This window comes from Solibacillus sp. NPDC093137 (assembly GCF_050280445.1).
GTDB lineage: Bacteria > Bacillota > Bacilli > Bacillales_A > Planococcaceae > Solibacillus > Solibacillus isronensis_B.
Genome location: NZ_JBNNVH010000001.1, coordinates 1,538,473 through 1,559,717 on the forward strand (window position 1 = coordinate 1,538,473; position 21,245 = coordinate 1,559,717).

At 39.0% G+C, this 21,245-nt stretch carries 22 protein-coding genes; all 22 read right to left on the minus strand.

Features of this window, described 5'->3' with window-relative positions; all coding sequences use genetic code 11:
- Positions 1 to 2 precede the first annotated feature (2 nt).
- Positions 3 to 704 carry a demethylmenaquinone methyltransferase gene (locus ACQKN3_RS07895; RefSeq protein ID WP_251688873.1) on the minus strand — a complete coding sequence of 234 codons (702 nt, stop codon included), beginning with the start codon at positions 702 to 704 and terminating at the stop codon, positions 3 to 5.
- 25 nt (positions 705 to 729) lie between these two features.
- Positions 730 to 1,470 (minus strand): heptaprenyl diphosphate synthase component 1, encoded by a 741-nt coding sequence (locus tag ACQKN3_RS07900; RefSeq protein ID WP_251688876.1) that lies wholly within the window; start codon positions 1,468 to 1,470, stop codon positions 730 to 732.
- Between the two features lie 69 nt (positions 1,471 to 1,539).
- Positions 1,540 to 1,755, minus strand: coding sequence for a trp RNA-binding attenuation protein MtrB (mtrB, locus tag ACQKN3_RS07905; protein WP_008404919.1), 216 nt, complete (start codon positions 1,753 to 1,755; stop codon positions 1,540 to 1,542).
- Positions 1,756 to 1,810: 55 nt separating this feature from the next.
- Positions 1,811 to 2,380, minus strand: coding sequence for a GTP cyclohydrolase I FolE (folE, locus tag ACQKN3_RS07910; RefSeq protein ID WP_079525849.1), 570 nt, complete (start codon positions 2,378 to 2,380; stop codon positions 1,811 to 1,813).
- A gap of 400 nt (positions 2,381 to 2,780) precedes the next feature.
- On the minus strand, positions 2,781 to 3,053 hold the full coding sequence (locus ACQKN3_RS07915) for an HU family DNA-binding protein (protein ID WP_004232618.1): 273 nt from the start codon (positions 3,051 to 3,053) through the stop codon (positions 2,781 to 2,783).
- Between the two features lie 199 nt (positions 3,054 to 3,252).
- A complete protein-coding gene (gene spoIVA, locus ACQKN3_RS07920; RefSeq protein ID WP_285848802.1) occupies positions 3,253 to 4,767 on the minus strand; it encodes a stage IV sporulation protein A in 1,515 nt (504 codons plus the stop codon).
- 97 nt (positions 4,768 to 4,864) lie between these two features.
- Positions 4,865 to 5,587: a hypothetical protein gene (locus tag ACQKN3_RS07925; RefSeq protein WP_427710652.1), complete on the minus strand. Its 723-nt coding sequence runs from the start codon at positions 5,585 to 5,587 to the stop codon at positions 4,865 to 4,867.
- A 20-nt stretch (positions 5,588 to 5,607) separates the two neighbouring features.
- Positions 5,608 to 5,877, minus strand: a complete 270-nt coding sequence (locus ACQKN3_RS07930; protein WP_251688880.1) for a DUF2768 domain-containing protein — start codon at positions 5,875 to 5,877, stop codon at positions 5,608 to 5,610.
- A gap of 144 nt (positions 5,878 to 6,021) precedes the next feature.
- Positions 6,022 to 7,035, minus strand: a complete 1,014-nt coding sequence (locus tag ACQKN3_RS07935) for an NAD(P)H-dependent glycerol-3-phosphate dehydrogenase (RefSeq protein ID WP_251688881.1) — start codon at positions 7,033 to 7,035, stop codon at positions 6,022 to 6,024.
- A 113-nt stretch (positions 7,036 to 7,148) separates the two neighbouring features.
- Entirely contained in the window at positions 7,149 to 8,459 is a 1,311-nt protein-coding gene (gene der / locus ACQKN3_RS07940; RefSeq protein WP_251688883.1) for a ribosome biogenesis GTPase Der, read from the minus strand.
- Between the two features lie 383 nt (positions 8,460 to 8,842).
- Positions 8,843 to 9,985 (minus strand): 30S ribosomal protein S1, encoded by a 1,143-nt coding sequence (gene rpsA, locus ACQKN3_RS07945; RefSeq protein WP_251688885.1) that lies wholly within the window; start codon positions 9,983 to 9,985, stop codon positions 8,843 to 8,845.
- A 115-nt stretch (positions 9,986 to 10,100) separates the two neighbouring features.
- Positions 10,101 to 10,775 (minus strand): (d)CMP kinase, encoded by a 675-nt coding sequence (gene cmk / locus ACQKN3_RS07950; protein WP_079525837.1) that lies wholly within the window; start codon positions 10,773 to 10,775, stop codon positions 10,101 to 10,103.
- A gap of 426 nt (positions 10,776 to 11,201) precedes the next feature.
- Positions 11,202 to 11,855 carry a flagellar brake protein gene (locus ACQKN3_RS07955; RefSeq protein WP_251688888.1) on the minus strand — a complete coding sequence of 218 codons (654 nt, stop codon included), beginning with the start codon at positions 11,853 to 11,855 and terminating at the stop codon, positions 11,202 to 11,204.
- Positions 11,856 to 11,963: 108 nt separating this feature from the next.
- On the minus strand, positions 11,964 to 13,247 hold the full coding sequence (locus ACQKN3_RS07960) for a PepSY1/2 domain-containing protein (protein WP_427710656.1): 1,284 nt from the start codon (positions 13,245 to 13,247) through the stop codon (positions 11,964 to 11,966).
- Between the two features lie 13 nt (positions 13,248 to 13,260).
- On the minus strand, positions 13,261 to 14,049 hold the full coding sequence (gene sleB / locus ACQKN3_RS07965; protein WP_251688892.1) for a spore cortex-lytic enzyme: 789 nt from the start codon (positions 14,047 to 14,049) through the stop codon (positions 13,261 to 13,263).
- A gap of 162 nt (positions 14,050 to 14,211) precedes the next feature.
- Entirely contained in the window at positions 14,212 to 14,886 is a 675-nt protein-coding gene (prsW, locus tag ACQKN3_RS07970) for a glutamic-type intramembrane protease PrsW (protein WP_251688907.1), read from the minus strand.
- 128 nt (positions 14,887 to 15,014) lie between these two features.
- Positions 15,015 to 15,980: an asparaginase gene (locus ACQKN3_RS07975; RefSeq protein WP_251688908.1), complete on the minus strand. Its 966-nt coding sequence runs from the start codon at positions 15,978 to 15,980 to the stop codon at positions 15,015 to 15,017.
- 12 nt (positions 15,981 to 15,992) lie between these two features.
- The gene (locus ACQKN3_RS07980) at positions 15,993 to 16,958 is read right to left on the minus strand and encodes a YpdA family putative bacillithiol disulfide reductase (protein WP_251688910.1); all 966 of its coding nucleotides are present in this window, start codon (positions 16,956 to 16,958) and stop codon (positions 15,993 to 15,995) included.
- 42 nt (positions 16,959 to 17,000) lie between these two features.
- On the minus strand, positions 17,001 to 17,759 hold the full coding sequence (locus ACQKN3_RS07985; RefSeq protein WP_427710660.1) for a metallophosphoesterase: 759 nt from the start codon (positions 17,757 to 17,759) through the stop codon (positions 17,001 to 17,003).
- A gap of 179 nt (positions 17,760 to 17,938) precedes the next feature.
- Positions 17,939 to 18,634: a LysM peptidoglycan-binding domain-containing protein gene (locus ACQKN3_RS07990; RefSeq protein ID WP_251688914.1), complete on the minus strand. Its 696-nt coding sequence runs from the start codon at positions 18,632 to 18,634 to the stop codon at positions 17,939 to 17,941.
- A gap of 81 nt (positions 18,635 to 18,715) precedes the next feature.
- Positions 18,716 to 20,161: a RecQ family ATP-dependent DNA helicase gene (locus ACQKN3_RS07995; protein WP_427710662.1), complete on the minus strand. Its 1,446-nt coding sequence runs from the start codon at positions 20,159 to 20,161 to the stop codon at positions 18,716 to 18,718.
- A complete protein-coding gene (locus ACQKN3_RS08000; RefSeq protein WP_427710664.1) occupies positions 20,158 to 21,198 on the minus strand; it encodes a helix-turn-helix domain-containing protein in 1,041 nt (346 codons plus the stop codon). Before ACQKN3_RS08000 ends, ACQKN3_RS07995 begins: the two co-directional genes overlap by 4 nt.
- Positions 21,199 to 21,245 lie beyond the last annotated feature (47 nt).

Consider the following 21,245-nt stretch of genomic DNA (forward strand, 5'->3'; position numbering starts at 1 on the left):
TTTTATTTCTTCTTAAAACCCATGTGCATAGCTGCTGCCCCACCGCTATATGGTTTATATGTGACATTCTCATATCCGGCTTCCCGGAACATTTGCGCTAATTTTTTCATGCCAGGAAAATCATTCGCCGACTTTTGCAGCCAAGAATATTCTTTATAGCTTTTCGCAAAAATCTTTCCGAACAGCGGCATAATATGATTAAAGTAAAAACGGAAAAGTTGGCGGTATACCGGAATTTCGGACTGAGAAGTTTCCAGACATACAACCATTCCGCCTGGTTTAACGACCCGGTTCATTTCACGCAAAACTTGTATATAATCCGGTACATTTCGTAAGCCAAAGCCAATTGTTACATAATCAAATGTATTATCCTCAAATGGTAGTTCCATTGCATTTCCGTGAATCAGTTCAATATTCGGGATATTTTCGGTTTTCTGCTTACCGACTTTCAGCATATTTTCACTGAAATCAAGCCCTTTTACTTCCCCTTCTTCACCGACTGCCTTCGATAAAGCGATTGTCCAATCAGCTGTACCGCAGCATACATCAAGGCATTTCGAACCTTTTTTTACTGCCATACGTTTCATCGTATCTTCACGCCATCCAACATGCATTTGGAAACTAATGACCGAGTTCATTTTATCGTAGCTCTCTGAAATGCTTTCAAACACTTCATGAACATGTTGTTCTTTCGATTTCGCCATTTTTTTCAAGACCTTTCTAAATCCACTAAAAAGTGATGTATTGCTCAATGGAATGTTTTAATTCATCTGTTAAATCAATATTCGTCAAATTTCCTCTCAATTGTCGCTCCATGTCATATAAATGATCCTGGAAGGCTTCAATAATAGAATTCATCATAGTCAAATCAGCTGCAAACGCCTTATTTAAAAAGCTTTGCTGCCCCTTTTTCAATAAATCCAGCTCTTTTTTCAATCGAATATATGTTAAAGTTTGCTGCATCAGTTCTGTATAGGATGTGAAACCGTATACATCATAATATTGGGCAATCAATTCGCTTTCTATCGTCATTAAACTCTCAATCCACTGTTCAAGTGACCGTTTTTGGTCCTCGTAAATACGGATTTGATGCTCACAGCGCTTTACGATTCCTTCCGATAACTTATGGATTAAGAAAATATTGCCCGTTTTTGCGAGTAACTGATAATACCGACCACTATAATAATCACCGGAAAGGACAAGCAGCTGCTGTTCTTTACTCGTCGCTTCCACTTCCTTCACTTTTTCGTGCTCTGTAAGTGAAGCATGTACAATCCCGACTGTGACCGCACTTATTTGGTGTTCATCAGTCATAAGAGCGCCATTTAAAAAAGGGAGCTGAATGAAAAAAAGCTGTTCTTCCTGTAAGGTCGGTTGTCCAACATTTTGAAGTAATGCTCTATGATGAACATGCTGAAGAATATTAGATTTTAGCGTCTGAACCGATTGTGTAATAGATGTTGCATTCATAGAAATTACTCCATTTCAATGTTATAAAGCATAAGTACGATTTTATATTTATGTGAGAATTACGATATGCTACTTTTTACTTTGTACTGTACCATGTGCAGAGTGAATTTTAGCTTTTCCGCGTATTTTCATGGCCGATGTATGTTCAGTAAATTGGGCGATCATAACTTCACCAGCATCCAGCTTTTCTGAATGGTGAAATTTTGTATCTGTCCCGCGTGTTAAACCAATAACATGTACACCATCTTCTTCTGCTTCGATAATAATATACTCTGATTGTCCCATTATACAATCTCCCCACGTGTTAATTTCTTTGTCTATAATACCATAATTGTTATTATTATTTCATTTGGATGAATGTATTCACTTCATTGCGCTTTACATCATCCTGTTCATAAATACCGCGCGCAACCGCTGTAACTGTTTTAGAACCCGGTTTTTTTAATCCGCGCATCGTCATACACATATGTTCCGCTTCCACGACAACATACACTCCTTTAGGATTCAGCATTTCCATAATTGTATCCGCTACAGTTGATGTAATGCGTTCCTGAAGTTGAGGGCGGCGTGCTACTGATTCGAGGCAGCGTCCAAGTTTGCTTAATCCTGCAACTTTTCCGTCTTTAGGTATGTAGGCGATATGGGCTGTTCCGTAAAAAGGAACTAAGTGATGTTCACACATTGAATAAAATGGAATATCTTTCACTAAAACTAGTTCTTCGTGATCTTCATGGAATACCGTACTGAAATAATCACGCGGATCTTCTTGTAAGCCACTGAACATTTCTGCATACATTTTTGAAACACGTTTTGGTGTATCCAGTAATCCTTCACGCTCTACATCTTCCCCAACTGCTTCCAAAATCATCTTTACCGCTTCTTCTATCTTTTTTAAATCGACATTTGACATGAAACAAATTCCTCCTACAAACCAAAACGTTTATTATGTACAAATCTATATCTAATTAATTTTTAATTAATTTTTATTCTATATTAAATTTTTCGCTAGTTGATAATACCTTAGCAAAAAAGGTTAAATACACTCTTGAATCGTAGCACATAAAGCTCATAAGTTCAAAACAGTTATACTATTTTTAGCATAGTTAGGTAAAAACAACTGAAATGAACAAAAGCGCTAAAGCGCACGTTCAGCTCCGACAGACATTGGAGGGCCCGACGCAAAAGTAAACGCTTCACCACTTTTGCACGAGGGACCTAATGGTGCGAGGAGCTGGCGCTTGAGCCTAGACGTAAAAAAGAGCAGCTCTCAGTTAGACTGAGAGCTGCTCTATGTACCTCGAGAAACTGAATTATTTTACAGCGTCCTTAAGTGCTTTACCTGGCTTGAAAGCAGGTACTTTAGAAGCAGCAATTTCGATTTCCTTACCCGTTTGTGGGTTACGACCTTTACGTGCTGCACGCTCACGAACTTCAAAGTTACCAAAACCGATTAATTGTACTTTGTCACCCTTTGCAAGAGCATCTTGAATTGTATCAAATACAGCTTCAACTGCTTTAGAAGCGTCTTTTTTAGAAAGACCTGCAGCTTCAGCAACAGAGTTTACTAATTCTGTTTTATTCACACCATTCACCTCCTCTCAAAGGGTCATGAATCTAAATCCTGTAAAAAGATTAACATACAGAAAACCGCGACGCAACTGAATTCCTTCATGTTTTGTATATATTTCAACATTTTTTGAAAAAAAACTAAAATTACAGGACAATTCACCTATAAAAGTGAACGGTCCTGTAATCGTAGGTACTTCCTATTCAATTAGTATGTTAGATAATAAACGTGATTAAACCTCTTTCGCCTTCGTTTATTAATCTTTCCAGCATGAGGCGCATTCTATTTTTCGCATGTGTCGGAACACTTTTCATTTTGAAACGGATACTTTCCGTCAGTACTTCATGAAGCGGTGTCCCAAACAATTGCGTTTGCCATAATGCCTGGCGGTCAAATTCATACGCATGCTGCAAGTCTTTCAGCAAGTGCTGACTGTGGAATTCAGATCCGATTAATGGTGAGAATTCCGCTTCCATATCAATTCGGATAATGTGATAAGAAGGGGCTTTCGCCTTCATACGAACACCATAGAAATTATTTTGCTCGATCAGCTCCGGCTCGCTCGGATCAAATTCATCCATCGCAGGCAGTGTGACACCATAGCCGTGTTCCTTCGCTTGTTCAATCGCATCGCGGAATCTTCGCTGTGCTGCTTTTGCCTCTGAAGCTTCCTTAATAAATAGGAGCCACTCTTTCTTTGTATCGACTGGTTTTTCAAGAAACTCGGTACACGTTTCCTTATAGTAATCATTGTGAATGTTGACACGTAATGTCGCAATCCCCTGTCCAGCATCAATATTTTCAACGGTGCAACTTTCTACAAAATCTATTTCGCGAAGCAGTTGACTTGCAGCTTCCACATCACGGATTTTCATTGCATCATCTTGTAATTGCGCCGTCGCAAATGCCAATGTTTCATTTAAATGGTGAGTATCATCTAAAACATCCAACCAATCCGGTTTTTCCACTTGAATTTCATTCACATTAAATTCAAATAATGCTTCTTGCAAAATGAGCATTACGTCATTCAACTGCATATGTTGAATGGCTGTCGGAATAACAGGAACATCATATTTTTGTGCCAGGGCATTTTGTAAGTGCAGTGTTTCAGCTGAATGCGGTGTCGTACTATTGAGCACAATGACAAAAGGCTTTCCGATCTCTGTAAGCTGCTCAATAATTTGCTGCTCCGCTTTTTCTACCGCTGCTCGCGACATGCCATTTACAGTTCCGTCTGTTGTTACAACAATTCCGATATTGGCATGGTCCCGAATAACTTTGTCGGTACCGATTTTAGCAGCCTCCTGAAACGCTATCGCTTCATTATGCCAAGGTGTTTGCACAAACTTCGGTCCTGACTCATCTTCATAGCCTTTTGCTCCATCAATTACATAACCTACACAATCTACCAATCTAACACGAAACGGTATTGCACTTTCCCCAAAGGCAACCGTAGTTCCCTGTGCTGGGACAAACTTTGGCTCAGCCGTCATAATTGTTGGTCCAGGTGAGCTTTGAGGAAGTTCATCCATCGCCCGCATACGGTCCTCGGCATTTTCGATATTAGGTAAAATCACGCCTTCCATTACCTTCTTAACAAACGTGGATTTCCCTACCCTAACAGGTCCTACAACGCCGATATAAAGATCACCATTCGTACGTTCTGCCAATTGCTGAAAAATATGCTCGCTAATTGTATTGCCTCCTTTATATACCGTAATCTTCTCCAATTAGAAGTATTCATTATCAAAACACTATATGTACTGACATTTTTAAATATGAAAAAGGTGTGCAGAAAGATTTAACTTTTTACACACCTTTTTTAGTTTAATTTTCTTTTTTGGTTGGATCATACATAATGACAGGCTCATTGTTCTCATCTACCGTATATGGCAATGAGTAAGCAGGGACAACCGGAAAGTTTTCCACCAATATTTCGCGAATGTCATCACCCGGTTCTGCTGTAATATTATTGTCTTTCATATAATTATATAAATCAATCGAATAATCGACATATAAATCCCCTTCAGCAGATACGACAATCGGGAGCTGATTGTTCGAATAAGGACTTTGTACAGTTATATCTTCCTTATAGCCAATATTCTCAAAATTAACCGTGTAGACGTGCTCCACTATTTTATCTTTGAATTGTGGATATGTTGTTCCTTTGAAACGGATATTAATCTCACGAATACGTTCCGGTGTTCGTAAATCGACGAGCTTTACAGTTGGATTTTCTTCCGGATCCCAAATGATATATTGGAAAATACCGCCCTTCTCATAGGAATTTGCCGGCGGTGAGCCGATATATTTTGGGATAAGCTTTTCAAAATCGATTAAGTATTTAATGAAGATATCTGTATCCTGGTCACGTGTTTTAATCGGAAGAACCCCTGTATCTTCTCGATATTCATTGACCGCACGCTGTACGCCGGCAAGCATATCGACATCCGGCCTTAAACTGGACTGGTCAAAATTTGTCGGTGAGCCGCAGCCGGTCAACACTAAAATGACCAACGATAAAAGAACAAACCATTTTGATGATTTCATATTATGTATTTCCCCCTATATTAGTTCGGCCATGTAAGTATGACAAGTACCATTAACAATGTGCCGATAAAAAACATGACATAAGCTACTAATTTCAATAAAAATGACAAAACCATATTATGTACCCACTTACGGACTGCTGTAATAATGAGAATTGATACTAACAGTAAACCAATCGAATAAAAAGAAATCCACATAACATCTAACGCATGCATGCTCGCTAATGGGCCACGTGCAGAATTTAAGAGTAAATTTGATAGTGGATGCATGAGCTGCAAAGTAAGTTGCACTATTAAAACCGCCTTTCTATTTATTGTTGATACCGCTAATAATTATAGCCTTTTCAGGTAAAAAAAAACAGGAGGCATACAAGTATCCCTCCTTATTTGTGACAAGTTATTAAATTAATTGGAAATCCTGCAAAATATACTAGTTCAGCTCATCTCATCAATTTCACTTTTTTTCGTACGCAACATTAATGATTCGACCAATGCTCTCGGTTCCATATTATTAAACAGCACATCATATAAGGCTGATGTTATCGGCATCGAAACATCGTATTTTTTTGAGAGCTGGTATGTAGCCTTTGTCGTACGTACACCTTCGACAACCATTCCCATCTCATCCAATACTTGTTCAAGCTTCATTCCTTTACCGAGCATATTGCCTGCGCGCCAGTTTCGGGAATGGACACTCGTACATGTAACGATTAAATCACCCATACCTGTCAGTCCGGCAAACGTAAATGGATTCCCGCCCATTTTTACACCGAGCCGCGTAATTTCAGCTAGACCACGTGTTATCAAGGCAGCCTTTGCGTTATCACCGAAATCCAGACCATCCGTCATCCCTGCAGCCAGCGCGATGACGTTTTTAAGTGCACCGCCAATTTCAACGCCAATTACATCATCATTCGTGTAGACACGCAAGTACTGATTCATAAATAAATCCTGCACCTTTTCCGCAGCTTCTAAATTTTCGCAAGCAGCCGTTACGGTTGTCGGATGTTTTAAAACGACTTCTTCCGCGTGCGAAGGACCTGATAAAACTACGATATCACTTACTGCATTGTCAGCAAGGCTTTCCTTCATCAGCTCTGAAATACGCATTAATGTATCCGGTTCAATTCCTTTAGAAACATGGACAAATAATGCTTTCTCAGTTAAGTAGCCCGAAATCTTACCGCAAACTTCCCGAATCCCTTTTGTCGGTACTGCCATTACAATAGTAGAACCGTGTTTTGCAGCCTCTTCTAAATTTGAAGTCGCCTTTAAGTTACTTGGCAAAATTGTATTCGGCAAATATTTTTTATTTGTATGCTGTTCATTAATTTCAGCTGCCTGATCTTCGCGATGCGACCAAATTAACGTATTATGACCATTTTCAGCTAAAACAATGGCCAGTGCCGTTCCCCAGGAACCTGCTCCTAAAACTACTACATTTTCCATTAAATAACCCCCAATTTCACTTAAAGTCAGTTGAAAATTTATCCTTCAAGTCAAACCCTATTATGAACAAAAACGCTAGTTCATTTTCATAAACTAGCGTTCTTTTTATTGATTTAGTCACGAGCACGTGTAATTAGGCGTATTGGAGTTCCTTCAAAGTCGAAAGTCTCTCGAATACGGTTTTCTAAAAAGCGCTCGTATGAGAAGTGCATCATTTCCGGTTCATTTACGAATACAACAAATGTAGGCGGTTTAATCGCTACTTGTGTTGCATAGTAAATACGTAAACGCTTGCCTTTATCTGTTGGTGCCGGATTACGTGCGATCGAATCTTCAATTACTTCATTTAAAATTGATGATTGAATACGCATTGCATGGTTTTCACTCACACGCTTGATGATCGGTAAAATATTGTGGACACGCTGTTTCGTTTTTGCTGAAACGAAAATGATCGGTGCGTAATCTAAAAACAGGAAATGCTCACGAATTTGCTCTGTAAAGAGATTCATCGTTTTTTCGTCTTTTTCAATCGCATCCCATTTGTTTACAACAATAATGACTGCTTTACCAGCTTCATGTGCATAGCCAGCGATTTTTTTATCCTGTTCCTGGATACCTTCATCAGCATTCAGAACAACTAAAACAACATCTGAACGTTCGATTGCGCGCAGTGCACGAAGTACCGAATACTTTTCTGTTGATTCATAGACTTTCCCTTTTTTACGCATTCCTGCAGTATCAATGATGACATAATCTTGTCCATCATATGAGTACGGAGAGTCAATTGCATCACGAGTCGTTCCTTGAATTTCACTTACAATAACTCGATCCTGACCTAAAAAGGCATTCACAAGAGATGATTTCCCAACATTCGGGCGTCCAATTAAAGAGAATTTAATTGTATCATCATCATATTGTTCTTCATCCGGCTGCGGGAAATGTTTGGCACATTCATCCAATAAATCCCCTAAACCTAAACCGTGTGAACCTGAAATCGGCCAAGGCTCACCGAAGCCCAATGAATAGAAGTCATAAATCATATGACGCATATCCGGGTTATCGATTTTATTAATTGCCAAGACAACCGGTTTTTTAGTTTTATATAAAATTCTTGCTACTTGTTCATCTGCAGCTGTAACACCTTCACGTCCATTAGTCATAAAAATAATAACGTCCGCCTCATCAATAGCGATTTCCGCTTGCTGACGAATTTGCTCTAAAAACGGCTCGTCTCCAATTTCAATACCACCAGTGTCGATAATATTAAATTCATGTGCTAGCCAATCAGCCGAACTATAAATACGGTCACGTGTTACACCTGGGATATCTTCCACGATCGATACACGTTCTCCAACAATTCGGTTAAAAATTGTCGATTTACCTACGTTCGGACGTCCTACGATGGCGATTACTGGTTTTGTCATCTGTACTTCATCCTTCCAAACTCTTGTCTTTCCGTATTATACACGAATTTGACTATTATATCATTTTTTCGCAACATTCAAAATCGATTTCGATTTATCGTCAAACTTTTCGCACGGTGTGATTTTCTATAATAGTTAGAGATTATCTAATATAATTTTATTTGTTCTAATAAATATGCGGTTTTCTAATATAGTTCCCAAAAGTGCTAAAATGAATGCCATTTGTTCAAATATTGATTACAGTTCTTCTAAAATCTAACTATCTTTTTCTAGTAAACTGCATAATTGTTCTAATAAAGTCACACGCCCTGAAGACAACAACTTCCCGAAAAGCAAAAAAACCGCCCACATAAGCAATGCTTACATTGGCGGTTTTCGTGTTATTATTTTTTAAATCCTTTTAGCTGATCACCGATAACATCGCTGAATGAGAAGCCTTTAGTTTCTTCAGGCAGCTCGTAATCGAAGTCCTCGTCGCTCGCTGAATCTTCCTGCAATGCTTTAATGCTTAGTGCAAGGCGTTTTTCCGCTTCATTTACCTCAAGTACTTTTACTTCCACCTCTTGCCCGTCTTTTAAGACTTCATGTGGTGTCGTAATATGCTTGTGGGAAATTTGAGAAATATGGACAAGACCTTCTACACCAGGGAATACTTCTACAAACGCACCGAATGTAACAAGACGTTTTACAGTACCCGTTAAGATTGCGCCTTTAGAAGCTTTTTCTTCAATGTCTGTCCACGGACCAGGAAGCGTATCTTTGATTGATAATGAAACACGCTCATTCGGAATATCGACTGAAAGTACTTTTACAGTGACAGATTGTCCTTCCTGTAATACCGTTGAAATATCTTCAACATGTTCATGCGCTACTTGTGAAATGTGGACTAATCCATCGATGCCGCCCAAATCAATGAACGCACCGAATTTCGCCAAGCGCTGAACAGTACCTTCCAGCATATCACCCTGATGGATGTTTTGAATCACTTGTTGCTTTTTCGACGCTTTTTCTTCATCTAGTACTGCACGATGAGATAAAATAAGTCGGCCTTTTTCTTTATCTAACTCTGTAATTTTTAAACGTAATGTTTTGCCTTTGTAATCCTCAAAATCTTCAACAAAATAATCTTCAACGAGTGAAGCCGGAACGAAACCGCGCACGCCTAAATCGACGACAAGTCCGCCTTTCACAACATCTTTTACTTCTGCTTCGAATACTTCACCAGATTCGAATTTTGCTTTTAATTCATCCCACGCGTGTAGTGCATCTACTTTGCGTTTTGATAATACAAAATTCTCTTCTTCAACTTTCGTAATCATAAGCTCTAGCTGATCGCCAACTGAAACTATATCAGAAGCTTTTTCAATGTGTAAGCTTGAAAGTTCGCTAATAGGTATAATCCCGTCGAAAGGTGCCCCCTCGATCGAAACCGTTACTGACTTCTCTTCAACCTGTTCAGCAACACCTTTCACAATATCTCCTTCTTGAAATTTTTGGTTTGACCCTAAATTCATTTCCTCAGACATATGTAGCCCTCCTTCGCGTATTCCACTTTTATTTTATTCGATAATTTCTACAAAGACAAAAAATAACCCTTTATTTTCAGAAATTTCGTACGTTAGCTTCATTTTGCACTAGCGTTTACTGCATCTTTTGCTGCGCTAATTTCAAAATTTCCTGCGCTGCTTCATCAATTGATAAATGCGTCGTATCTAAAAATAAAGCATCTTCTGCTTGGATGAGCGGTGAAGCTTCACGTTCACTATCAAGCTTGTCCCGCAGTGCAATTTCCTTCTGTAAGGATTCGATTGTTGAAGGAATACCGCGGCGTTCATTATCCAGGAAGCGTCGATGTGCACGTTCTTCGACTGTGGCAGACATGTAAATTTTAAGCTCTGCATCTTTTAATACATGTGTTGCAATATCACGTCCATCCATGACAACTCCACCGTCCGCAGCCAGCTTTTGCTGCATCGCTACGAGAATTTCACGAATATTTGCATGCGCCGCAACTTCTGAAACATTTGCCGTAACTTCATTTGAACGTATAGCCTGTGACACATCTTGTCCATCCACAAAAACGAGTTGTCCCTGCTCCGACGGTTTCAATGTAATCGCCGTTTCTTGCAGCATTTTTTCAATTGCTTCTGCGTCATGTAATTGTATGTTTTCTTTCATCGCTTTATACGTCACTGCCCGATACATTGCACCTGTGTCGATATATGTAAATCGAAGTGCTTCGGCTACAATTTTTGCAATGGTACTTTTCCCCGCACCTGCAGGACCATCAATTGCAATTTGAATTTTTTTCATCATAATTAACTCCCTACTTTCCGTTGCTATTGTATCATAACCGAAAAAATTTTTACCTTCTTTACGCTATATTTTTTGAAAAAAAGCTGCCCCTCCATACAATCTGGACCGTCTCCCATCACATTCGTTGTACTTATTTAAAACAGGCTGGCACATAATGCAAAAATGCCATTTTTCTCCGGAGAAAAATGGCATTTTTTTGCTGTGCGTAAAAATTAATTTCCATTCCGGGACGCTTTGCGCTGGCGTGAGGCCAACAGGATGTTGGTCACAAAAGCGTTGCCACAGGAAGTGGCGTTCTTAGCTTTTGTTCCTAGTCTCAGGCATCACGCAATTCCCGCTGGAGTCGCCCTTCATTCCAATCAATTTTACAAAATATCCGTTTTCTATTTAAGTGTTCTTTCAATTCAAAGTTCTAGCCAATCCCGCTTATAATTCATTCATTTCTTTTTTGCGGATCATTACTTGTCGTTCGAAGCAGAATCGGACAATCTGCTGCTTATCATAATCATCCGTATCTGTGAAATTCAATGATGCCATCGTCATTTCATTACGTTCGAACGTGTTCACGACTCTCGCATCTGTTTCGACATAGCGAATTTCACCATTTACAAATGGCAGGACGACGAAAGCTTTAACTGTATCGCCCTCAGTAAAATTAACAGGTGACTTAATATGAATTAATGTTCCCCCTGCGCTAATGTCTTCGGCCGCAAACTGAAATTTCTGTCCGTCATGTTCTATCGCAATATCTACAGGTGTTTCCACACGAACATATTCGCGTCGCTGGATTTTAATAAATTCTTCAGCAGGTGGACACGCAAGCAGAATCATCTGAACATTGCCGCCTTTACGTCCTAAAACTTCTGTATTAAAGCAGTAACTTTCTTTTTTTTCGGTACTGAATGTTGCTCGGAATTGTGCACCATCTATTAAAAAAGCGATTTTTTTAGTTGCCGTATTAATTGGATAATCGATAAAAATCATATTGTCTTGTCGATCGACAACTCGACATTTAAATTTTTCGGCCCTTTCCGTATAGGTTGGCTCCAGCGTTAGTTGCGTTCCAATTTTTAGTTCCATTTGCCTCTCCCCATAAGAAATTATTGATACTTTATTATCTCATGGGAATGTAAATATAGCTATATTTTTACAATTAACTTTACTGGACCTTGCACCAGATACATGCAACTAAAACACTTTTTCATTTTTAATTACTTCATGTGTTTCCGCATCAATTACAACACGATACGTATCCTGTGTCTTATTGTCGAGCCTTGCAATGACTTCATAACATTTACGAAGTTCCAGATTTCCATTGCCTGTATAAATTTTTTGCACTTGTTCAACACCTACATGATCTGCAAAAAATTTACCCCAATCTATCGGCACTTCGCTTTGCTCTTTAATTTTCTCTTCCTGAATATATTCCATTGCGTTGACACCTAAAATCTCAGCGTTATCTTTCGCAATTTTCACTTGAATACTATCCGGGTAAATTAATGCTTCATCATCTCCATACACTCGCGTAAACACGAGATGCCATGCTTCGTGATTTTCTCGTGACTCTGAAAGCTTCACATCAGTGTATCCCACTTTATTCATAAAGCTTTTTGCAGTGTTCAAAATCTCCTCATGTGAACGTGCATCCTTTTTAACCGGCCGTTCTAGCAGGAACGAAAGAAGGTGACCGCCATTTTCTGTTATGTCAGCATAACCGATTTTTGAACCGTGGATAAATTGAATATGATAGAACGGATATGGTGCATCATCACTGCTTTTCGTAACCGTTACAATCGAATCATCGATATTCGGGAAAAAGTTTTTAAATTTTTGAATAGCTTCGTTTTTCGTAATTTTTTTATCTTTTAAATGCTGTAATTCCCGCTTTTTCTCATAGTCCGATTCACTCGCCGTTAATGGAAAATCGGTTTCATTATATGTTTTTAATTGTTTCGATACGTTCATAAATGGCGAATCTTTAAGATTGGTCGTATGATTCGTTGACCATTTTTTAAAATTGCCGTCATTTTCATAAAATGCAACAGTGGCAATATTCCATTCCTCTGCGAATGCATGTAAATTGGAAGCTACCGTTCCCATTTTGTTACGCCAATTTTCGTAGTCTCCTGTAGCGGCCGCTTGTTTTGCATTATCACCAATTCTTCCTAAATAACGCATCCATTCATTTTGTACTTCTGCCTGGATCGGTAAGTTGGCGACAGTTTTTCTTAAATCACTACTCATCCGCCATATGGAATCCAACTCATTATTTAGAGCTTTTTCATCCTGAAAGAGTAAAGATTGTTCTACCGTTGTATGCAATACCGATAATTTTTCAGTGGCTGCCGAAAGGTCCCTTGATTGGGTAGCATAAACAGCTCGCTCCAAATCCTTATTTTGTGTAAATAGATCAAAGGAAACAAAGGCTAATATGACGACAAATAAACCTAATAAATATGCAAATTTTTTCATGTTTTACCCCCGCCTATAAGCAGAAAATATGCTCACCAATTTGTTTGATTTGAGGTCTAGACCAAATCCAATCACTTGTCGCTGTAACAGGATTAAAATAATACAAAGCATTCTCGGATGGGTCCCAGCCGTTAATTGCATCCAATACAGCCTGTTTGGCACGTTCATTTGGTGTAAGCCAAATCTGGCCGTCCGCAACTGCTGTAAAAGCTAACGGTTGGAAAATAATTTCCGAAATCGTATCCGGAAATTCCGGTGATTCCAGACGATTCAAAATTACGGCTGCAACTGCAACTTGTCCTTCATACGGCTCGCCTCGTGCTTCCCCGTATACTGCATTCGCTAAAATTTGCAAGTCCTGATCTGTGTAGCCTGGCGGAAGCTGCATGGAGGTTGTATCATTTGCACTTTTACCGCCATTCCCGCCTTTTTTCACCTGATTTTCCAACGCTATTCCGCCATAATACGTAAAACTGTTCCCTGCATTGATTTGTTTATGAACCCATACTTTATCAAAATCCGAATTATTCTCGAGCTTTTCCTTCGTCGCTCTTCCGGCAATTCCGTCTACAGGTAGCCCGTACTGCTCCTGGAAATTACGAAGCGCCCAATACGTTCCATAACCAAATTTTCCGTCAATTTTTCCATTATAGTAACTTAAGTATTGAAGTCGTGCCTGTAACTCAATTACATCGTCACCAAATGCACCCCGTTGCACATCCTGACCTGAAAATGCAAATGTATGACTTACAAAACTACTTGATATAATGAATACGAACAAGACGATTTTTTTCACTGACATTTCCACTCCTTTTTCAGTAGGATGGAGAAAATTGAAAAGTTTATACATTGTAAAGTTGCTTTTTTATGTCTATAGAGAATATTCTCATCACTTATTTTGAGTTTGCTAATCCGTTTTTTACATAGAAAAAGGTTTGCTACAAAAATATTTGTAACAAACCTTTTATAAATGATTGCTGCGGGATAAGTGCTCAATTAGATGTTCGTGTGCCTGCTTTACTTTGCGCAATGCAAACGTCCATAAAAACAACATAAACGGCAGCATCACATACATAAAGTATTCTTCTAACATTAAAATTGAATTATACATAATATGAAGTCCTACAGGGGCTAAGAGTGCAAGCGCGATATATTTCTTCTGTATTTCGTTACTTGAAAACTTCCCTTTACCGTAATAGTAACCCATTACTACACCGAACAGTGCATGACTTGATACCGGCAATAACGCACGCATAAAAGCTTGATCAATTCCGAAAGATAATAGATAGAGGACGTTTTCCACAGTAGCAAATCCTAATGAAACAGCTGCACCATACAAAATACCATCATACGGATCATCAAACTCAATATGACGTAAAATTACCGCTAAAATAATGAGCCATTTCACGAATTCTTCTATCGAACTGGTAAAAACAGCATTGATAAAGAAAGGATTCGAAAATGTCTGTTCTTCTTTTATTACGAACTGTATAAATAAAACGGGGAATGTAATAACCCCACCATATATGAATGAATGCATTAGTGTACGCCGTGGTTCGGTATCCATCTCATTGCGTAAATAAAAGTAGCTTAAAAGGGCTAAACCCGGCGCAATCGCTGCTGATAAAAGTATAAACATCATGCCGGCTCCTTTCGATTCTTGACTCCTAATTAGTATAGCACTATTTTTTTCACAACAGTGTAGCATACCCAATATTTGTCTAGAAAATATAAAAACTCGGCTAATTTCCTGCCGAGTTTTTATGATTAATGCATAAATGTATCAAAATCCGTATTACCGTTAGCAATCATCAACAGGAGCTTTAGACGCGCTTTCTTTGGATCAAAGTCTCCGCCCATAATGACACCGGTATCTTTCAAGTAATTCGCACTACTGTAATAATCGTATGTCGGGAAAACACGTCCCTCTTCAGTCGATGTTGTTAGTACAACTTTCGTTCCTTTTTGACAAAGCTTTTCGATCGCATCCATCATTTTCGGAGCAACTTGTCCTCGGCCGGCACCGACTAGCACCACACCTTCAACATTTGCTTCATAGAGGGCATCCAAAATAATAGAACTTGCTCCTAAATAGGCAAATACTATTTCAACAGCAGGATAGCTTTCTTTTGTTTCGTATACTTCTTTATGGGTTGGCTTCTGATAAATGATGACCTCGTCATTATCGATAAAGCCAAGCATCCCATAGCCGATTGAACCAAAGCCGTTAATGCTTGAAGAATGCATTTTTTTTACGTATTTAGAATGAATGATTTTTTCATTAAAGACAACGCACACCCCTATATTTTTTGCCTCTTCATTCGAAGCAACCAATAAGGAATTGCGCAGATTGGAATAAACATCTGTACCAATATCGCCAGGTGACTTTTGGGAACCTGTTACAATAACCGGACGTTCGTCATGAATTGTCAGCTCTAAAAAGTAGGCCGTCTCCTCTAAACTGTCCGTACCATGTGTAATGACAATTCCGCTTACCGTTTGATCTTTAAATACATTTTTGACCGTTTGATTCAATAGATTTAAATTTTCGAATGTCATATGCATCGATGGAATCTGATATAAATCAATCAATTCAATATCCATCTCATTTTCAAGCTGGCACATCGATAAAATGGCTTGCCCATCCAGCTTGCCGGACTCCAGTTTGTTTTTCTTATTGCGTGTACTCGCAATCGTTCCACCTGTCGTAATCAGCACTACTTTTTTCTTCACAACATTCACCCCTTATGTAGTTTGACGAGCAATTTTCTGAGCAATCATGTTCCCATGAAAGCGGCCGTTTTCAATAAAGATCTCATTTGCATTATTTCCTGCTGCAATGACACCGGCAATAAATAAATTTTCTACATTTGTTTCCATTGTTTCAGGATTAAATGTCGGTCTTCCTGTTTGTTCATCAATCTCTACGCCCATTTCACGGATGAAGCGATGATCAGGGTGATAACCGGTCATTGCAAATACGACATCATTAGCAATTGTTTCTTGTTTGCCCTCGATTTCCACAATGACTTCGTTTTCTTTAATTTCTTTTACTTCTGTATTAAAGTGCATTGTAATTTCACCTTCTCGGACAAGCCCTAAAAATTCCGGTAATACCCATGGCTTAATGCTCGGGGAATAATCATTGCCCCGATAGATGACTGTCACATGTGCGCCTGCTTTATTGAGCTCCAATGCTGCATCAATTGCAGAGTTTTTACCGCCGATTACAAGTACATTTAAATCGAAGAACGGGTGTCCTTCTTTAAAATAATGATGGACTTTCGGTAAGCTTTCCCCCGGTATCTTCAAATAGTTCGGATGATCGTAATAGCCAGTTGCAATAACTACATACGGTGTTTCATAGCTGTCTTTATCTGTCTGTACATGAAATAAACCGTCCGTCTTTTTAACACTTTCCACTGTTTCAAAACGATTTACGTGAAGTTTTTTCGCCTTCACCACTTCACGATAATAGACGAGTGCCTGATTGCGTTTCGGTTTTCGCTGCTCAATAATAAACGGCACATCACCGATAGCCAACTTTTCACTCGTACTAAAAAAAGTCTGATGTGTCGGGTAATTGTAAATCGCATTGACAATATTACCTTTTTCGATAATGATTGGCGACAATCCGAGATTTTGTAGTTCAATCGCTGCAGCTAATCCACAAGGACCTCCACCAACAATGATTGCTTCTACCTTTTGCATACTAACATCTCCTTATTCCAATTCCTGTAAAACATTATTTACTCATTTCAATTCATCTTGCTCAAATTTAATTGTAATAAAATGACTTTCCGGCTTAGCGCAGAGGCGCATCGGGACAAGAGTCGTACCATACCCGTTACTGACAAGTTCATACCGGTTTTTGATTTTTTTAAAATATCCGTGCGGCTGCAGTCCAAATTTCCCAAGGCGGATTTGCCCGCCATGTAAATGTGCCCCAATACTGAGCAGTGGCTGAAACTGCTTATGTACTTTGCCGAACAACTCCGGATTATGTGCAATGAAAACGTTGTTCTTTTCTTCGCATTGCTCGATTGCACGCTGGATGTTCTGCTCCCCTGGACGATATGAAACCGCGCTCACTGACATATCATTTTTGCTTTCGAGCTTGATTGACCCATTCTCTATAATATGGATTTGATGGTCTTTCAGTAGTTGACGCAGCTTTTGTTCACCGAATTCGACATCATTATTCCCCCATATAAAATAGGTAGGGCCAAGTTTTTTAAGCATACGTATATTATGAAGCACTGTGTCTTCAGAAGTCCGACGATCAACAAAATCTCCCCCTATGAGGACAGCATGTATATTTTGATCAATCGAATCAATCATCGCCTCATTAATTTTGCGCGCATGCGTATCCGATATAAAAAATAGATGGATTGTTTCACTTTCGCCATTTGCTTTCACTTCATGTGACCGGATATTATTTTCATGCGCTTCTTTATACATATAGAGAAGCACTGAAATACAGGCGATTCCGATAATACTTATTATGACCATACACGGTCCTCCAATTCAAAAAAGACTAATTATACAATAGCCTGATTTAATGTTTTATTAACCATTAATTTAACGTAGTATTATTAAGTTTTCTAAAATAATAAATTTCTTTCATAAAGAAAAAGACGAGAGCCGGAACGGTTCGTCTTTTTACTAGTCGTTATACAAGATAGAAAAAATTATGGAACAATTACTAAAACTTGCCCTGTCGCAATACTGTCGGATGATAAATTGTTGGCAGCTTTTATTTTATTAACATATTCAGGACCACCATTACCGTAGTACTTTAATGCAATGCGGTATAAATTGTCAGTCGATTGTACAGTATGCGTTTTTTGCTGTGCTTGAGCAGCTTTTTTCTTCGCTTCCTGCTCTTTCGCTTTAGCCGCCGCTGCCTTCTGTGCTTGTTCCGCCTTTTTTATTTCCGCTGCTTCTTTTTCAGCTTTTTCTTTTGCGATTTTTGCTTCCGCCTTTTTCGCTTCTTCAGCAGCTTTTTCCGCTTTAGCTTTAGCCTCATCCACTTCGGCCGTATTGTCATCATTTGTTTCTTCTTTTTCTTCGTCATCGTTAGTAGCAGATGGCTGTGTTTTCGGATCCTGTTTTTGAATCTCCACTACTAAGTCGTCCTTCTTATCCGCATTTACGTTTTCACTTGCAGATGTATTTGGTTCATAGATCAACCACACATAAGCTAAAATAACTAATGGAATAAAAATTAAGACAACTGTTAAAACCGTCATAATCGGGTTTGTTTGTTTTTTTCCGTTTTTCTTTCGATGTCGGCTAACACGTGACATTTTTGTACCTGACTCGTTATGTAGGTCAATCTCTTGACGATGCTCCTCTACCTTCTCCCGGTAATCTTCTTTTGTCATGGCCTGCACCCCTCCAACTACTAAAAATTATAACTTTATTATGACCAATTTCTACATAAAAGTAAACGGTTCGATAGTAGATTAAGAGTTTATTAACAATATTTTCTTGAGACGGTGTTGCCAATTTGTCATTTTAATCATAGTTTTTGAAATATCTCTCTCTTCAACAAGTTGAGACAGGTCGATCCCACAGTTGGAACAACAATTTTCCTGCTGCTCTGTTAATTGCTGTCCAAAGTACTGAACTACTTGCTTTCGCATACAATCCGAATGTTCAATAAGCTTTAATACAAGTCGGACTTCTTCAAATTTCTTAATCTGTAAATTCAGCATCCGGCTCTTTACTTCCTCGGCTGATTCACGTGCCAGCCAATAACTTAAAACACGGAAAACCACTTCTGACATTTCTCCGTTTGCAAGTAATGACTGCGGCTGCTCCCCGGCTGCTATCACTTCTGTGAATCGGTCAACATGTATATTTTTAGGCAAATCTTCTGAAGCGATAAACTTTGCAAATTGCTCATCACCATCACAATATAACAAAAAGGCTACAGCTTTCTTGCCATCGCGACCTGCCCGCCCAATTTCCTGCATATAATTCGACAACGTTGCAGGCATTGTTTCATGAATGACTTGACGGACGTTCTCTTTATGGACACCCATACCAAATGCATTTGTCGCAACAATCCATTCAAGCTGACCCGCTAAAAATTGCTGCTGTATAAACTGGCGGTCCTGCGCTTCCTTCCCGGCATGATAAGCAGCCGCCGAAATATTTTGCTGTAGAAGCTGTAAACTGATCGCCTCTGCTTTTGACCGGGATTGTGTATAAATTATGCCCGGGCCGGCTGTATTTTTAACATGTTCAATAATCCATTCCATCTTTTCCTCACGCTCTGAGAACAGTTTTTTTACTAGATGAATATTTTCCCTGTTCACATCATGCATATAGTGAAAAGGTGAATTCATTTTTAAATAAGACTGGATATCTGCCAAAACCGTATCTGTTGCTGTCGCTGATAACGCAAGGATTGGCGGACGCTTCGATTCCGATAATATTTCGCCAATCCGTAAATAGTCCGGACGAAAATCAAATCCCCACTGTGAAATGCAATGTGCTTCATCCGCAACAATTAATGAAAGTTCCATTCCTTGGATTCTCGCCTTTACTTGAGGCTGCAACAGCATTTCAGGAGATACGAAAATAAATCGGTATTCTTCCAAATAGTGTAGGGCATACCTTTTCTGGTCTGGAGTTAAAAAGGAATTCAATGCCACAACCCGCTTTTCCCCCATTTGCTTCAACTGATCGACCTGGTCTTGCATGAGCGATAAAAGCGGCGACACAATAAGGACCGGTTTTTGAAATAAATAGCCCGGCAGCTGGTAACAAAGGGATTTCCCCATCCCGGTTGGTAAAATGGCAACAACATCTTTACCAGCAATAATATTGTTAATGATCTCTTCTTGTCCTGGACGGAATGCATCATAGCCGAAATATCGCTTTAAGGCACTTTGTAAATTCATGTTGGTGTCGCTCCTTTCGCCAGCGTTAGCCGAAGTTGGAAATAGCTTAGCTGCGGCAGTAGTTCCTTCAACGTTTTTAATCGTTTCGTGTCATAACCTTCAACTGCAGCCAGAATTTGTTTCTGTTCTTCACTTGTTACAAATGGCTCAATCGAAAAGTTCGGTTCATTCATTGCAAGTTCGACAATATGATCTTCAATCGTACTCATTTTTAATCGACGAATATGACTGATTTCTTCCAATGTTCTCCCCGATCTGTATAACTGGGCGGTTGAGTTTGTCGAAGCAGTCAACACTACTTCTACACGTATATTTTGCATAATTTCATTTAATATCGGGTATTGTGTTTTTTCACGGTACAATTCGTTCAACCAAGTATGCAATGCGCTTATGTAATGCAGTTGAACATCCATTTCCTGCATATTATAGCCAAATGCAAGTTGCTGCCAAGTAAATCCCGGTTCATTATAGCCGGTTAATCGATACATGAGTATATCTTTCATGTTTTCTTCAATTGCAATTTCGGATAAGCTTGCCGTCATTTCTCTGTAAATTGCTTGTTGCAGCAAGCCGTTCTGATAATGGTGGCGCACTAAAAATTGACGTACCCATTGCTGTGTCTGTTCATTTCTTTCTATCGGTATAAACGCTTTTTTATGATGGAGCTGATGTGACAGACTTTGAATAATAAGCGAAAGCCTGCCGAAAAACATATGTTCATTGCCGCGATAATGCCAGCCATCAAAAGAAAGAGGCACCGGCTGTGAAGCAAGCTGTTTTCCTTTGTCCGTCATTGTATAAAAACCGTTTTCCTCTATTATAATAATACTCTTGGCAAACATGAGATCAATTTGCTCATCAAATTTATGACGAGCTAGTTTTGGGAGCAGACCAAAATAGGAATATAAATTAAAGAGTCCCACATCATGAATTGTCTGTCCTGACCGCTTCCCTTTCAATAAATGATAGGCTGCGGAAACAGTACGTTCCTGTTGAAAAGTATGTAAAATTTTTAAAAGAATTTGTTGGATTAGCATATCAAATCCCTCATTTTCGTAGTATTAGGTTGAAAAGTGCCGAAAAC